Raw genomic sequence first — 678 nt, 5'->3', positions numbered from 1 at the left:
CAGTCGTTAAAGATGAAACCAAGACCGAAGTGATTCCGTTTGAGAAACAAACGCGTGAGAACCCAGAGTTAGCGAAGGGTGAAACGCGTGTCGTTCAAGAAGGTAAAGATGGAGTTCGTACGATTGTTTACACTGTGACAACCGTAGATGGCCAAGAAACAGGTCGCGTTGTCAAATCAGACACGACAACCCCGGCAGTGCCAGAAATCACAGAAATTGGTACAAAAGAAGTGAGTGTGACTCCACCTGCTCCAGTTGTTAAAGATGAGACCAAGACCGAAGTGATTCCGTTTGAGAAACAAACGCGTGAGAACCCAGAGTTAGCGAAGGGCGAAACGCGTGTCGTTCAAGAAGGTAAAGATGGAGTTCGTACGATTGTTTACACCGTGACAACAGTAGATGGCCAAGAAACAGGTCGCGTTGTCAAATCAGACACGACAACCCCAGCAGTAGCAGAAATCACAGAAATTGGTACAAAAGAAGTCACCGTTATTCCGGGAACGCCAATCGTTGTGCCAGTCGTTAAAGATGAAACCAAAAGTGAAGTGATACCGTTTGAGAAACAAACGCGTGAGAACCCAGAGTTAGCGAAGGGTGAAACGCGTGTCGTTCAAGAAGGTAAAGATGGAGTTCGTACGATTGTCTATACTGTGACAACAGTAGATGGTCAAGAAACAG

Annotated in this window: 1 protein-coding gene; it reads left to right on the top strand. The window is 46.2% G+C overall.

Annotated features, from left to right (window positions below; all coding sequences use genetic code 11):
* The coding region (locus tag EAF07_RS10405; protein ID WP_183121703.1) for a G5 domain-containing protein at positions 1-678 on the top strand (678 nt) is incomplete at both ends.

Source organism: Streptococcus hillyeri (assembly GCF_003686955.1).
Lineage (GTDB): Bacteria > Bacillota > Bacilli > Lactobacillales > Streptococcaceae > Streptococcus > Streptococcus hillyeri.
This window is presented reverse-complemented; position numbering and strand designations above follow the sequence as displayed.